The sequence below is a fragment of the Paenibacillus pedocola genome (assembly GCF_031599675.1).
In the GTDB taxonomy this organism is placed as follows: Bacteria; Bacillota; Bacilli; order Paenibacillales; family Paenibacillaceae; genus Paenibacillus_AQ; species Paenibacillus_AQ pedocola.
The window spans coordinates 2743896-2757646 of record NZ_CP134223.1 but is presented as its reverse complement, the minus strand read 5'-3'; the positions used below and the strand labels follow the sequence as shown (position 1 = coordinate 2757646).

Genomic DNA, 13751 nt, shown 5'->3' with positions numbered 1-13751 from the left:
GAAGCCCATGCCATCCGCCTCTTCGTATATTCAGCTGGCAGCACCGCCATTTCCTTATTTTCTGGAGTGCAACCGTACCATCTATCAGCCTGGAGACCAGCATCCTAACCGTAATGCTATGGGTAAATTCGACCTGCTTATTATTGAACAGGGCTGCCTGTATATCGGTGAAGAGGAGAAGGAATGGGCTGTGCCCGCCGGCCACAGCCTGCTGCTCCTGCCGGACCGTTATCATTACTCAGTCAAGCCGTGTGAGGAAATAACCAGTTTCACATGGATTCATTTTCAAACCGTCGGAGAATGGATGATTGCTGAGGGAGACCCCGTTTATGCCCGCCGGGAAGAGCACTTCCGGCAGTTCCTCACGTTTCCGTATACGATAAGGGTGCCGCAGTTCGGGCCGCTGCCGCACCCCTTTGAACGGAGCGGACAGGCTGAAATGCTGCTGCAGCTGAACCGTGCCAGACGCTCCAGCGCAGTATGGCAGCAGCAGCGGATCTTCGAGGAGATGCTGCGCATGATGGATCTGGCGCAGCTGGATGCGGCAGGAAGCCATGCAGTAGAGATTGCTGAGCAGACGGAGGCATATCTCCGCAATCATTATGCGGAAGCGCTCACCAATACAGTCCTCGCTGATGAACTGCATTTCCATTACAACTATTTAGCCCGCTGCATGAAGCGCGTCTACGGGCTGACACCGATGGAGTACTTGACAGATTACCGGCTGGAGCAGGCCAAACTGCTGCTGCTGAAGACGGAAATTCCTGTCTCTGCGGTCGCGGAGCGCACAGGGTTTGAGAGCACGGCCTACTTCTCACGGCGGTTCACAGGCAAGGTCGGCATCTCCCCTCTGCGTTACCGTAAGCGGTATTCACGATAATCCGCATACCGGCTGCTCAAGGCGAAAACATCAAAAAACCCGTCTCAGCCTTTCTTTAATTGCCGAAGCAATAAAGGCTAATTGGGGGTCTTGATGGAACACCACTTATTCTCCTATGTGTACAGGATAGGCACGAAATTCATACAGCTCCCGGCTGTAGGATAATCCGCGGATGCGAACAGAATTTGGTGTATATTCTCTGATGCGTCCGCCATCCTCCAGAATATCATCCTCATATTCTTTTACGGCAACCGCTACCGGGACCTCTGACAGCGCGGCTGCCAGCAAGTCCAAGTCGCTCTCCAGTACTTTATACGTATAGTCCATCCGCTGTTCACCTGCTTTGATAGCAATATATTATTCGTAACATTTACTGTTAATATATATTCTTTTATCTGCTTCGGCAAGCCTTAATGTTGCACTTACAGTATATCTCCGTATAAAACAGGTTATGCCGGACATCCTAACTCCACGTTCCTAACTTTATTTGTGAAGGAGTTGTACTAGTTATGGGTGTTTTATCCGGAAATTCCAAAGATGAACCGCTGCACTACGGGGAAATCTTCAACCTGTGGCAATGTTCCGCATCGGCCAAAATGTCCTTATCCACTTTCCAGGCTTTTCATTATCATGCTGGTGATCAGGATCTGAAAGAAGTCATTGATAATTTCATCGATCAGGTGCACCGGGAGATCAAGGAATGTGACAAGCTGCTGAAAACACACGGCATCACACCTCCTCCTGGACTCCCGGACCGCCCATCGGTGAAGCTGGAGGATATCCCCGCCGGAGCACGGTTCTCTGATCCTGAAATTGCCGCTGCCCTTTCTGCCGCCGCTTCCTTAGGCCTCGTGGTATGCAGCCAGGCTATGGGAACCTCGATCCGCGAAGACCTCGGGGCAATGTTCATGAAATTCCATGCGCAAATGGCCGCACTGGGACTGCAGGTGCTCAAAATGAATAAAAAGAAAGGCTGGCTGGTACCGCCTCCGCTTCAGCTTAAGACTCCGGAGCCTGTGTTGGTCTAATGATCCCTACATGTACCCCGTCTAATCCTGCGTAAGCAGGATTTTTTGCATTCCGGCTATTTTTTTCCAGGGCCAAGCATATTCATTAAGACATGCCTCATTTTGGAGATGTTGAATATGCGCCCATTTTTGCGGTACACCGTCATATTATTGGGGGGGCTGCTTATTGCAGCGGGAACTAATTTTTTTCTTGTCCCTTACAAAATTCTGGACGGCGGAATAATCGGCATTGCCCTAATTATCAATTATTTGACCGGTACAAAAATCGGACTGGCTATTATCGTGTGCAGCCTCCCCATTTTTCTGCTTGCCTGGGTAAAGGAACGGGACATTTTTTATAACAGCATTCTCGGGCTTGTAATCTCCTCGTTCCTGATCGAGCTGCTCGGGCCGCTCCAGTTTTATTTTCTCTATTACATTGAGCTAGGCTCAATCTCAAGCGCCATTATCGGCGGCTTTCTGATGGGCAGCGGGCTCGGGCTAATGCTGCGTTTCAAGGCGAGTACAGGGGGGACGGATCTGCTTGCTAAATTTCTGAAACGGTATGTTCCGTTGAATGTTGGGGTCATTATTTTTCTGACGGACATTGTTATTATCGGGGCTGGCGGTCTGCTCATCTCCAAAGAAACCTTTTTCCATTCGATCCTGACAATCTTTTCGGGGGGCGTTGCGACGGGATTATGTACCCTTGAAACCAAACCCGACAACACATGGAAATAACGGATGCATATTAACGATTATCGGTCAGCTCTCTTTCCCCTGTAAATTTTCTCCTTTTTTATATCGTAAACTGGAAATAATAAGTTAATATCTAGTTAAAACTTTCAATAAATTTTTATTATTTCCGTAAATAACAGCAATTGAGGTTGATCTTTTGTGAAATTGCGGCGACAATCGGATATATAACACTCCAGGGGAGGATCGAACGAAGTTGGATAGCTCAAGCAATAACAGCAATACTTCCGCGCATGATATAATCGACCTGTGCCTGCTGGCAGGTAAAATCATGCTGCAAAGCGGCGCGGAAACCTATCGCGTAGAGGACACCATGTCCCGCATGGCAGCAGCCTTAGGTTTTCCCGGAGCACACAGCTATGTGACCCCTACGGTTATTATGTTTACGACGAACAGAACCGAGCCGGTAAAGCTGTTCCGGATCGCCGAACGGACAACCGATCTGCAAAAGGTGTCGGAGGTCAACGACATCTCCCGCCGTCTCAGCGAGCGCCAGCTCACAGCAGCCGAAGCCCGCGAGCGGCTTGGGGCTGTTGACGATGCCGCGCACGCCTATCCGGCCTGGCTGCAGATCGCTGCAGCTGCCCTCACCGGCGCATGTTTCACCGTAATGTTCAAGGGCAGCCTGTGGGATGCCCTCCCGGCCCTCCTCGCGTCCGCATTAGGCTTCGCCGCTGCAACCTACCTGCACCGGCTTGTCCAGATCAGATTCTTCGCGGAGTTCAGCGCCTCGTTCCTGATCGGCCTGCTTGCTTTCCTGTCTGTTAAAGCGGGTATCGGCCAGGAGATGGACAAGATTATTATCGGGTCCGTGATGCCGCTCGTTCCGGGTCTGCTCATTACCAATGCCGTCCGTGATCTTATGGCCGGGCATCTGGTCTCCGGCCTGTCCAAGGGAGCCGATGCCTTCCTGACCGCTTTTGCGATTGGAACTGGGATCGGGCTTGTGCTGTCTCTTTTTTAAAATATAAGGAGTGAAAGAGGTCAACCCTTCATGATTTTGCAATTGATAACCAGCTTTATTGCCGCTGCCGCATTCTGCATTCTGTTCAATGCGCCAGGGCGTGCGCTTCTGCAATGCGGTTTCGCCGGAATGGTGGGCTGGATACTGTATTTGCAGCTTGATGAGCGGTGGGATACAGTGATTGCCACCTTCTTAGCCACCGTCGTTGTCGGTGTAATCAGTCAAATCTTTGCCCGATCCTTCAAGATGCCGGTCATTATCTTCAGCGTCGGAGGGATTATTCCGCTTGTCCCGGGGGACTCGCGTATGATGCGATGCGCAAGTTCGTGGAGAATGATAATAATCAGGCGATTCAGTTTGCCGTGCAGGCTCTGCTGCTATCCGGAGCCATCGCTACAGGTCTCGTGCTTAGTGAAGTCCTCGGACAAATATTCCGGCGGAAGAAAGCATAAGCATTCGAAACCATACAGCCTACATAGGTCAGATAAATCAGGCCGATAACACAGCAAAGTCCGCCCGCCGGCAAGGAATTTCATCCTTGCGGCGGACGGACTTTGCTATACTCTGCTGCTTCTTATCGGCAGCTTCTAGCTGGAGGACGTTTGGCCGATAATCTTCTGATAGCTGGCAATATCCAGCCACTGTCCGAATTTGTGGCCGATTTCCTTGAACAGCGCGCTCTGCTCATAACCGTGTCTGGTAAATAAGCGGCGGCTTGGCTCATTATCCGCACACACCGTAGCGACCAGTACATGGAACTTAAGCTCGGCAGCGCGCTCTTCAATAAACCGCAGCGCTTGTCCGCCGAGTCCCCGCCCGCCGCTGCCCGGCTTCAGGTACACACTGATTTCACCGGAGGTGTCATACGCCTGCTTATTTTTATGTCTGGTTATAAGAACATAACCCTCCAAACTGCCATCCTGCAGGATGGCATAGGATTTGAACCGAGGGTCGCCGCTTAGCACGGAATTGCGCATTTCCGGCAAGGTCTGTGGTTCGGTATGGAAAGAAACCGTTGTATTCAACACATAATAATTATAAATATCCAGCACCTCAGCCAGATGTTCTTCCTTGATCTCCTCAAAAGACAGCCCGCCAGCAATGATTTCCCCCATAATTAATCCTCCCAGATTGATGTCTCTAATTGGTCGACGAACCGGCGCAGCTTGCCGGCGATTTTAAGATTGATCGCACCGTTCTGGTACATTTGCTGTACCGTATCCCGCTGCTCCTGGATCGCCTTCAGCTTAAGCTCAAAATTCTGATCGTCGATCACTCCTTCTTTGCTCCATCCGTCTCCTTGCTCAAGCCGTGACTCCATCTTCTCATATTTGTCAATTACCAGCTGTGCAGCTTCGCGGTTTGTCTCATTGATCCCGCTGCTCACAGCCGTGACCGCTGCCTGGCACATCGCGATTTTAGCCTTTCGGGCCTCTTCCGCATTCTGTATCGCCTGGCGGCCTTCACTGCCGCTGAGCCGCCCGGTGAATATCCCGGAGAGAAGACGCTGAATCTCAGTCAATGAGAATTTCACCTGCGTATCGAACCGCCGGCAAAGGACGGCCTCCTTATGATCCAGCAGTTCTTCCATCTTCACCGCGACGGGTGCCGGCAGCATGCCGTTCTCCGTCATCCGCCGCAGTTCCGTCCGCTCCGCCTCCAGGCCGTTCAGCCGGGCTTCAATCCCTAAGCGGCGGAACTGCTCCGCTTTAGGATCATTTTCGGTTTTGAGACCGCAGAGGCGGTCGATTTTGTCGGTGAATTCAAGCAAAGCAGGCTGTGCCGAGCCCGTGCCCGTCTCGCTGACGAGGCTCCGGAGCATAGTCATGCCCGCATCAATCACTACTGATCTTGCGGCCAGCTCCGGATTCCCCGTGCCTTCCTTCAGAACTACAGCTGCAGTCTCCTCTTCCTCTGCCAAAAGCGGTAACAGGACACTGGCAATCAGCAGCGACATCAGGATAACGCCTGCCGCAATCGCGATAATCAGATCACGCTGGGGAAATAGTGAACCGTCTCCCAAAGTCAGAGGAATAGAAAAGGCTCCGGCTAATGTAACGGCTCCCCGTACACCAGAAATGGAGGTAATCAGCTGTGATTTAAGCGGCGACCGCACCACCTTCAGCCGGCGGCTTTCGAAGATTGAATAGAGGTATATCCAGAGAAAGCGCAGCACTATAAGCAGCATCGTAATGACCAGAACATAGCCGGCTACCATAAAGTTATTAAGACTTTGATCATGGTAAATGACCTCTACGACATCCGGAACCGACACCCCGAGAATAAGGAATACCATCCCGTTGAGGATAAACAGCAGCACCGACCAGGTGCTGGCCGACACTAACTGCAGCTTATACTGCGGCGAGACGGCACGGTCCTTTTCGATCGCATTGACTACACCCCCGGCTACGACCGCCAGGATGCCGGATACTCCGATCTCCTCACTGATCAGATAGATGATGAACGGTGTAAGGATCTGCAGCAGCACGTGCATGGTGACGTCCTCCATGCCGAACCTGCGCAGAAATACGCTTAACCGGATCAGCAGAAAGGACAGCAGTGCCCCGAGCAGCAAGCCCCCCGCGGCAATTAGGACGAAGCTCAGTGCTGCTTTGGGCAATGAGAAGACTCCGGTAACCGCAGCGGCAATGGCAAATTTAAAGGCGACCAGACCGGAAGCGTCATTCATCAGCGATTCGCCCTCCAGTATCCGGTGAATACTGCCCGGCAGATGCACCCTTCCCGCCAGCGAACTGACCGCAACAGCATCGGTAGGCGAGAGAATTGCCGCCAGTGCAAACGATGCCGCCAGTGGAATCGCTGGGATCATCCAGTGGATGGCATATCCGGCCACAAATACCGTTACGAAGACCAGCCCCAGAGCCAGCAGCAGAATGGGCGCCCGCAGATTCCATAGCTCATCGCGCGGTGTCCGTTTGCCGTCATTAAACAATAACGGTGCAATAAATAAGACGAAAAACAGTTCAGGTTCAAAGGACATATGTATTCCTGTCGGGACCATTGCGGCAATTACACCCAGCCCGATCTGGATCAGGGGAATCGGCACAAACGGAATAAACCGGTTCACAATATTTGATGCCGCAATAAGCCCGAGCAGTAAAAGCACGGCAAGAAAAGTCTCCAAGCTGCATCAACTCCAATCCAATTTTTTTCTATTATTATATCCTAAACCCCGCTGCTGCGGCAAAAGAAGAGCAAAACGTTTACCAGGCCTATCATCTCCATGAACAAAGAACAAAAGGAGACAAGCCGTATCATCCGGCATTGCCCCCTCTATTACGGAGTGTATAAATAAACGTGCTGGGATCAGGATTCTGAAACCACTGTAAAACGTTCACGCATATGCTGCGGCTGTTCAATCTCATCGACAATAGCGATGGCATAGTCGGCGTAACTGACATAGCTTTCGCCTTTGGAATTGACCAGCAGATTATCCTTGCCCTTAGTGTATGATCCTGTTCTTGTGCCAACGGCAAAATTAGCCGACGGGCTGACAAAGGTCCAGTTCAGTCCTTCCGTCCCCTGCAGAATCTCCAGATTTTTACCCTGATTCAGCGCCGTAGGCTTAACAAAATCAGGGAAGCCAGGCGTCTCTACAACCTTGATGGTTTTGGCTTCGTCCACGAACAGGCTTCCGGCTCCGCCGACTACGATTAGCCGCGTATCCGGGTTATCCTTTAGCGCCCCGATCAGCACATTGCCGGCTTCTACATGCAGATGCTCCTGCCCAAACGGTGCACCGAAGGCATTAACAACGGCCTCAAATCCTTTTAAATCTTCTGCCGTCAAAGCCAAAACATCCTTTTCAAGCACAGCCGCTCCACTCTCCGCTGCCTTTGCGGCATCCCGCACAATAGCTGTTACTTCATGACCTCTGCTCAGCGCTTCCTTTACGATTTCGCTTCCGGCTTTGCCGCTTGCTCCAATGACTGCGATCTTCATGATACGCCCCTCCTAAAAGTTAAATAAACCGATAGTTAGTTATTCTGCGGGATCGTGATCAGCTTAATGCCGATGTTCCAGGGATCTGTAAGCGTGACTCCGTCCGCTGTTTCCGCCACAGAATACCCCGCCTTGCGTACCCGTTCTGCCACATCAGCAACCTCCCGGCCATCCGGCAGCTGCAGGGTGAAATAATCAATTCCCGGTGCATTATCCGGTGTTGCAGGCGCGCCTTGACCAGCCCAGATGTTCAGCCCCATATGGTGATGATAGCCGCCGGCGGAGATGAACAGTGCTGAATTCCCGTAATGGGTGGTAGGCTCAAAGCCGAGCGCATCAACATAAAATTTCTTGGCCTGGGCAAGATCACCCACATGAAAATGAACATGCCCGATCACGGTGCCTGCAGGCAGGCCGTTCCAGGTTAAGCCTTCAGAAGCAGCCAGCAAACCATCCACATCTACCGGGTCGGTAGTCATGATATAGTCTCCTTCAGCATCACGTTTCCATGAGTCGCGCGGACGGTCGCGGTACAGCTCAATCCCGTTATTATCGGGGTCCTGAATATAGAGTGCTTCACTCACAAGATGGTCTCCCTGGCCGACCTCAATCTCTGAGTCGATCAGGTTTCGCAGCACCAGGCCCAGGCTCGGGCGGTCCGGCACGAGAATCGCAAAGTGATACAACCCCGCTCCCTTACGGGTTTGCATCCGGGCATGCTCAATTTCCCGTAAAACGAGCAGCACCTGCTGGCCGTCTGCCGTCAATTCCGCTACGCGTCCTTGCGTGCGCAACACCTTAAATCCGACCACATTCTGATAAAAAGCGAGTGAACGCTCCAAATTGCTTACTCTAATCTGTACAAGACCAATTTGCACATCCTCATGCAAAGTCGCTGTTGCTGTCATATAAACCCCTCCTGAAGGTATGCCGCTTCCGATCAACCCGGTTATCGCGGCTTAGTTTTAACATCTGCTACTAATAACATTCACTTGTAACTGTTACCGTTACACCTTAACTAACTTTAGTATAGTAGCAGTTTAAAAGTTTGTCAATTACTTTCGCAATCAATGCCAGGGGTTCACATTAGCAATCACTCTCTTAACCAATTCATTTAATAATTCTGTCTCCGCTATAGATCCGGTTCTCGGCCGTTACAGCCTGAATCCACTCCAGGACTGCGGTCTTGGTGAACTTAAACTCTGCGTCTATTTTAAAATAAGGCAGACGGACACCCGTAAATACTCCGTTGTTGCTTAAGATCGCATTCTCTGCTTTGATGATGTTCAGCACCTGAGCCTCCTGCATATTCAGGAATTGTGCCGTTTCTTGAAGCGTCATTACCGCTTTATCCTTTGACCGGGCCTGCTCCATCAATGCAGCCTGTGTCTTAGCCTCCGTCTCGGTCTGGGCAATCTGCGCTTCTATCTCCTTCTCCGTGCTTGAGGCTCTTTCATTGCCAAGAATCAGACAGCCAATGATAAGTGACAAGCCCAGAATCAAGCTCGACGCCAGCATAGTTATTTGATTTGTTTTCTTCTGCATCCCCTATTCCCCTTTTCCTGCATGTTCGACCAGCCAACAGTCCCTTAGTTCACCTTCATGCCATTCATGTCTTAGAAGCCGTTGTTTCCGTATAAAACCATTTTTCTCGTACACATGCAGCGCCCGCTGATTCCAGCATTGCGGGTCCATGACAATTTTACCGGCTTGCTTTACCTCAATCAGGTACTGTACCGTCTCTTTGACCAGCTGCGATCCGATCCCCCGGTTCCAAAAGAAAGGGTCGCCGATAAACTGGTCCATACCGTAGATGCTGCCGGCAAATCCCGAATATCCATAAATCCCCCTCTCCGCGTCACCTAACGGATAATACTGGACGTAACCGATATCCTGCGAATTGTACCGGACAATGCCCCGTCCTATTTCTTCTGTGTCTTCACCATAAAAATGCTCCTGTACCCTATCCATGTCATGCGGTCGGTCGCGTCCTTCGTAATACTCCAGCACGGAGGGATCTGACAGCCAGTTAACCAGCAGCTCCGCATCCTCCGCCTCTAAACTTCTGACATTTACTTCTCCGTTACCATATAAAAACAAAACAGTCACTCCTTATAACAACATATAGTCCCAAGTGTAAGTCTAATTTAACTGGAATATTGTGTAAAGGAGCTGCTCGAATGGCAAAAAAGTAGCCCTACCGTCGTCCGGCAGGGCCAAAGTCTATTATAAGGGGGGGGTCATGTGATTACTATAACGCCCGAAGCTTAAAAGCGGATGAAAAGGACATAAAGTTTTCCTGAATTTTGCCGCATGCCTGAATGGATTACTTCTGCACTTCCGCTTGCGGTGAACAACAAAAGGATCCTACCGAGGCACGGCAGGATCCGACTAAAAATGTATCCACTGGGGGTGGAGGCCTTAACTATACTCCCCAAACCTTAAAATCAGATAAAATCCTGCTGAAAGCTTTCTTAAATTCGGAATGAACACCCTTTATTACTTACCTAGGCCACTGGAATCTGGTTCACGATCTGATCCAGAGTAACTTCCTGCAGTACATTTTCCATTGCTTTCTGGGCCAGCGAGAAAACCGGTACAATGGCACCTGCAATATTCTTACCTACAGGACACTCAGGATTGGGATGGTCATGCACCGCAAACAAGCTGTCATCCTCCACGGCATTAACAGCTTTATAAATCTGTAGCAGCGTAATTTCCGCAGCACTGCGTGTTAGCTTTGCTCCGGCCACACCAGGACGGACATCCACCAGGCCCGCTTTGTGAAGCATCCCTGTCAGCCTGCGGATGACGACCGGATTGGTATTCACACTGCCGGCAATCCACTCAGAGGTACTCTTGCCTTCCTTATTACTGTCGATTAAAGTCAAAATATGAATAGCGACCGCAAACCGGGTGCTGATATTCATGGGTATCTCTCCTTTGGAGCCTTCAGACAAAAAAAGCTGTAGATGCAACAATAATAGTTACATTTTAAACAGTTGTCAATCCTGCCATCAGCTCACGAACCCGATCAGGGTACTTTTTGCTAAGCCTTGTTTTGCCAAGGTTACTCTTCACAATCCTCATCATCCGGGCATCACCGCTCTCCGCCAGCCTGCTCAAGAGGGCAAAGCCTTCTTCCGGTGCAGCGGCCGCAAAGAGGCTGAGACTGTACTCCAGACCTTTGGACAACACCCGGAAATGCTCGGGATCGCATCCTTTCGCAGCTCCATGCAGGATACCATCCGTAATTCCGGCTGCCAGGTCCAGAGCGTATAGCACATGGTCACGGTTTTTGAGCAGCGGCGGGTGGGCAAGTGCGGCGACAAAGGCCCGTTGTTCCAGTAGATTAGCGTCTTCTCTCCAGCCGTTAAGCAATGGAGTCAAAAGTCTGAAATCGGACTCCCCGATGCTTTGCAGACCGATTGCAGCCGCCTCGCGTACCCGCCACCCCGCATCATTCATCGCCGCTTTAAGCACACTCTCTACGAGGAGGCGGCGCTGGTCATCTGCAGAAGCGTAGTGGGCTCCGCAGGCCTGAACTGCACAGAACACCAGAAATTCACCAGGAGCATCTACCCACGAACACAGCAGCGCCCAGGCTGTATCCGATATCTTAGAATCCGCAAAATACTGTGCAAAGCCTGCAGCCAATTCCAGATTGGCCCGCGGTCCGGGCAGCCCGCTGTTGTCATGCATATAACCCTCCAGCAGCGGCCAATGCTCCCGGTTCTCAATCCACTCCTGAAAATGTATTTCCACCGCTTTTTTTCCGCTCACGCCTCATGACATCCTTTCCTTTGTACACTCTACTGCATCATAGAAACCGGCGAAATCCAGAAATGTCATCCCGTCAAAAAGAATAAAGGCAATCTTCACCGGACTCCTCCTTTCCCCTGCGGCAATACAGATGTTCATTACTCTGAATCGTAAGCCTGCAAAGCAGCCGGCAGCGCCTGCACCACCACATTGCCCGCTGCCGGAAGACCCAGCAGTACCGCACTAATAATCTCATCCCGCGTAGCCCCAAGCTGTTTGGCATGCTTCACATGAAACGGCAAGCCGCTCTCCAGCCGAACCGCAGCTAAGACGGCAATATAGGCAATCTCTTCCGTCTTGGGATCAAGCCTGCTTGCGGCATCCAGCTTGTGAACTGCTTCCATCCAGGCCTGCTGCTGCTCTGGCGCTTCCTTCATAAACGTCATAAACGAATTACTGACCTGCGGCGAACTCTCCATATCCAATCCCTCCCGTTTGTTTAAACGTAACAGTTTTACACTAGCGTAAAAAAGCCGGCAATTCGGTTAAACGCATCACAAAACAGGGAATATTTTGCATAATCCCGCCCTTCCGTACCATCCTGCCCTAAAACAAATAGGCTGTTCCTGATCGCCATGTGATGGCAGTTTGGAACAGCCTCCTTTAACTTAAATGAAGTCTGAGGATACAGCTATGGAGAACAGCTGCCTATGCACTTGTCAGAATGATCGGTTTGCCTTTTGTCACGATAATCGTATGCTCAAACTGGGCAACCCGGCTGCCCCCTTTGACACTCAAGGTCCACCCGTCGCTCTGCTGCTCCGCAAAATCCGCCCCTGTTGACAGGAAAGGTTCGACCGTGATCACCTGCCCTTCCTTAAGCACCGTAGCTTCCCGCGGATTATAGAACGGCAGGATTTCGAAAGGCTTCTCATGCAGGGATTTACCGATCCCGTGGCTGCAGAGATTGCGGATTACCTTGTAGCCGCGTTTGCGTGCTTCCATTTCCATCACCCGGCCGATTTCATTTACTTTCATGCCTGCCCGGAGATGGTTGATCACATTCATCATCGTCTCCTCGGTACTGCTGCACAGGCGGACAAGCTTCTCATCGTAGGGAGGCAGCTGAAAAGAAACCCCCGCATCCCCGTAATAGCCGTTCAACACGGCAGAAACATCAATATTGATCAGATCTCCAGGCTGAATGACTCTGGGACCCGGAATGCCATGAGCCACCTCTTCATTGATACTGATACAGGTGCTGCCCGGAAAATTATAAGTCACTTTAGGAGCAGATTGTGCGCCAAAATGCTCCAATATCTCTGCTCCCACCTGATCAAGCTCTGCCGTTGTCATACCGGGAACTACTTTGCGTTTCATCTCGGCAATCGTATAACCGACCACTTTTCCCGCCTCTTTCAAACCTTGCAAATCTTCTGCTGTATCACTCGTCACCCTGCTCACTTCCCTCTCGCGCCGGTATCCGTGACGGATTTCACCAGCTGCATCTATGATTTACTATATACCTTGCACATTGCAGTAGTGCCTATTCCCGGCTCATCCGGCCGTTTCTGATGGCAACCGCGTAATCATGCCGCCCCTTACTGTCTGCCATTGCGGCAGCAGCCTCCCAGTTATATTCCACCAATCTATGCTGGACAGCCCAGTTGTTCGGTTCTCCGGTTCTCCGGCAAAGACAGTAGCTGGCGAAGCGGGTACCTGACTCCATCACATGGGGATAAGGCTCTTCATCTTCATAGGCCGGCAAACCAACACTTCCCGCATTGACCGCCTTCTTCCCGCCCGGTAAGTCAATGGATTGAAATACATGGCTGTGTCCGCAAAAAATGATTCTTTCCGCTATCCCCTGCAGCTCTGCTGCCAACGCCTCCGGCTGCTTATAAACCACAGTGCCGTCCGGCTGAACCTGCTCCAGCAGATAACGGCCATTGTTCCAGGGCGTGCCATGACAGAACAGCAGCTCTTCATAGCTCCATGTCCCCCGAAAGGAGGAAATCCATTCTTCCTGGGCAATACTAAGCAGCGGCTTCACTTGCTTATAGGAGAGTGATTCGCTTCTTTCCTGCAGCAGAATTTCATCACAGTTGCCCATTATATTCACAATTGCCGGCTGCTCCATCAGCAGCGCTGCTGTACCCAGCGGATCTATGGGACCAAACAGTGTGTCGCCCAGATTCACAATGAGGTTTGCATTCCGGCTCTCTAAATCCTGCAGAACTGCCTCAAGAGCAAGCCTGTTGCTATGGATATCCGAAATTACTGCAATAACATTATACATACACATCCCCATCCGTAGTTATTTCCGGCAGTCCACGGCTTATTGAACTTTTTGAGAAAGGCGCGATCAGCAGAAACCGCCTGATGGGTTCCACCTCCAAATCCATATGTATCTTTCAAT

The 13751-nt window shown here is 51.1% G+C and carries 16 protein-coding genes and 1 pseudogene; 5 read left to right on the top strand and 12 right to left on the bottom strand.

Features of this window, described 5'->3' with window-relative positions:
- The first annotated feature begins 7 nt into the window (after positions 1–7).
- Complete coding sequence (locus QU597_RS11805) at positions 8–880, top strand: helix-turn-helix transcriptional regulator (protein ID WP_310832813.1); 873 nt, start codon at positions 8–10, stop codon at positions 878–880.
- A 105-nt stretch (positions 881–985) separates the two neighbouring features.
- Here the strand turns inward: QU597_RS11805 and QU597_RS11800 are convergent, their stop codons facing one another.
- Positions 986–1207, bottom strand: a complete 222-nt coding sequence (locus QU597_RS11800; RefSeq protein ID WP_310832812.1) for a hypothetical protein — start codon at positions 1205–1207, stop codon at positions 986–988.
- Positions 1208–1389: 182 nt separating this feature from the next.
- Here QU597_RS11800 and QU597_RS11795 point away from each other — a divergent pair, with 182 nt between their 5' ends.
- The 4 genes and pseudogenes from QU597_RS11795 to QU597_RS11780 all read left to right on the top strand — a co-directional run bounded on the left by QU597_RS11795 (position 1390) and on the right by QU597_RS11780 (position 4059).
- Positions 1390–1908 (top strand): DUF3231 family protein, encoded by a 519-nt coding sequence (locus QU597_RS11795; RefSeq protein WP_310832811.1) that lies wholly within the window; start codon positions 1390–1392, stop codon positions 1906–1908.
- A 117-nt stretch (positions 1909–2025) separates the two neighbouring features.
- A complete protein-coding gene (locus QU597_RS11790) occupies positions 2026–2628 on the top strand; it encodes a YitT family protein (RefSeq protein WP_310832810.1) in 603 nt (200 codons plus the stop codon).
- Positions 2629–2839: 211 nt separating this feature from the next.
- Positions 2840–3607: a threonine/serine exporter family protein gene (locus tag QU597_RS11785; protein WP_310832809.1), complete on the top strand. Its 768-nt coding sequence runs from the start codon at positions 2840–2842 to the stop codon at positions 3605–3607.
- A gap of 30 nt (positions 3608–3637) precedes the next feature.
- Positions 3638–4059, top strand: a pseudogene (locus tag QU597_RS11780) (threonine/serine exporter family protein).
- 135 nt (positions 4060–4194) lie between these two features.
- Here QU597_RS11780 and QU597_RS11775 read toward each other — a convergent pair.
- The 11 genes from QU597_RS11775 to QU597_RS11725 all read right to left on the bottom strand — a co-directional run bounded on the left by QU597_RS11775 (position 4195) and on the right by QU597_RS11725 (position 13631).
- Positions 4195–4722 (bottom strand): GNAT family N-acetyltransferase, encoded by a 528-nt coding sequence (locus QU597_RS11775; RefSeq protein ID WP_310832808.1) that lies wholly within the window; start codon positions 4720–4722, stop codon positions 4195–4197.
- A 2-nt stretch (positions 4723–4724) separates the two neighbouring features.
- Positions 4725–6752: a Na+/H+ antiporter gene (locus tag QU597_RS11770; protein WP_310832807.1), complete on the bottom strand. Its 2028-nt coding sequence runs from the start codon at positions 6750–6752 to the stop codon at positions 4725–4727.
- A gap of 182 nt (positions 6753–6934) precedes the next feature.
- Positions 6935–7570, bottom strand: a complete 636-nt coding sequence (locus tag QU597_RS11765) for an NAD(P)-dependent oxidoreductase (RefSeq protein ID WP_310832806.1) — start codon at positions 7568–7570, stop codon at positions 6935–6937.
- A 35-nt stretch (positions 7571–7605) separates the two neighbouring features.
- A complete protein-coding gene (locus QU597_RS11760) occupies positions 7606–8478 on the bottom strand; it encodes a VOC family protein (RefSeq protein ID WP_310832805.1) in 873 nt (290 codons plus the stop codon).
- A gap of 202 nt (positions 8479–8680) precedes the next feature.
- Positions 8681–9115, bottom strand: coding sequence for a hypothetical protein (locus QU597_RS11755; RefSeq protein WP_310832804.1), 435 nt, complete (start codon positions 9113–9115; stop codon positions 8681–8683).
- Positions 9116–9118: 3 nt separating this feature from the next.
- On the bottom strand, positions 9119–9670 hold the full coding sequence (locus QU597_RS11750) for a GNAT family N-acetyltransferase (RefSeq protein WP_370656243.1): 552 nt from the start codon (positions 9668–9670) through the stop codon (positions 9119–9121).
- Between the two features lie 407 nt (positions 9671–10077).
- Positions 10078–10500 (bottom strand): Rrf2 family transcriptional regulator, encoded by a 423-nt coding sequence (locus tag QU597_RS11745; RefSeq protein ID WP_054940158.1) that lies wholly within the window; start codon positions 10498–10500, stop codon positions 10078–10080.
- Between the two features lie 64 nt (positions 10501–10564).
- A complete protein-coding gene (locus tag QU597_RS11740) occupies positions 10565–11353 on the bottom strand; it encodes a hypothetical protein (RefSeq protein ID WP_310832802.1) in 789 nt (262 codons plus the stop codon).
- Between the two features lie 137 nt (positions 11354–11490).
- Positions 11491–11811, bottom strand: coding sequence for a carboxymuconolactone decarboxylase family protein (locus tag QU597_RS11735; RefSeq protein WP_310832801.1), 321 nt, complete (start codon positions 11809–11811; stop codon positions 11491–11493).
- A 229-nt stretch (positions 11812–12040) separates the two neighbouring features.
- Positions 12041–12787: a type I methionyl aminopeptidase gene (gene map, locus QU597_RS11730; protein ID WP_310832800.1), complete on the bottom strand. Its 747-nt coding sequence runs from the start codon at positions 12785–12787 to the stop codon at positions 12041–12043.
- 91 nt (positions 12788–12878) lie between these two features.
- Positions 12879–13631, bottom strand: a complete 753-nt coding sequence (locus QU597_RS11725) for a metallophosphoesterase family protein (RefSeq protein WP_310832799.1) — start codon at positions 13629–13631, stop codon at positions 12879–12881.
- Positions 13632–13751 lie beyond the last annotated feature (120 nt).

Bases quoted from the DNA above. Each gene is read 5' to 3' on its own strand.
- QU597_RS11795 (WP_310832811.1), top strand. From the start codon at position 1,390: ATGGGTGTTTTATCCGGAAATTCCAAAGATGAACCGCTGCACTACGGG.
- QU597_RS11760 (WP_310832805.1), bottom strand. From the start codon at position 8,478: ATGACAGCAACAGCGACTTTGCATGAGGATGTGCAAATTGGTCTTGTA.
- QU597_RS11745 (WP_054940158.1), bottom strand. From the start codon at position 10,500: ATGAATATCAGCACCCGGTTTGCGGTCGCTATTCATATTTTGACTTTA.
- QU597_RS11800 (WP_310832812.1), bottom strand. From the start codon at position 1,207: ATGGACTATACGTATAAAGTACTGGAGAGCGACTTGGACTTGCTGGCA.
- QU597_RS11735 (WP_310832801.1), bottom strand. From the start codon at position 11,811: ATGGAGAGTTCGCCGCAGGTCAGTAATTCGTTTATGACGTTTATGAAG.
- QU597_RS11805 (WP_310832813.1), top strand. From the start codon at position 8: ATGCCATCCGCCTCTTCGTATATTCAGCTGGCAGCACCGCCATTTCCT.
- QU597_RS11790 (WP_310832810.1), top strand. From the start codon at position 2,026: ATGCGCCCATTTTTGCGGTACACCGTCATATTATTGGGGGGGCTGCTT.
- QU597_RS11775 (WP_310832808.1), bottom strand. From the start codon at position 4,722: ATGGGGGAAATCATTGCTGGCGGGCTGTCTTTTGAGGAGATCAAGGAA.
- QU597_RS11725 (WP_310832799.1), bottom strand. From the start codon at position 13,631: ATGTATAATGTTATTGCAGTAATTTCGGATATCCATAGCAACAGGCTT.
- QU597_RS11765 (WP_310832806.1), bottom strand. From the start codon at position 7,570: ATGAAGATCGCAGTCATTGGAGCAAGCGGCAAAGCCGGAAGCGAAATC.
- QU597_RS11755 (WP_310832804.1), bottom strand. From the start codon at position 9,115: ATGCAGAAGAAAACAAATCAAATAACTATGCTGGCGTCGAGCTTGATT.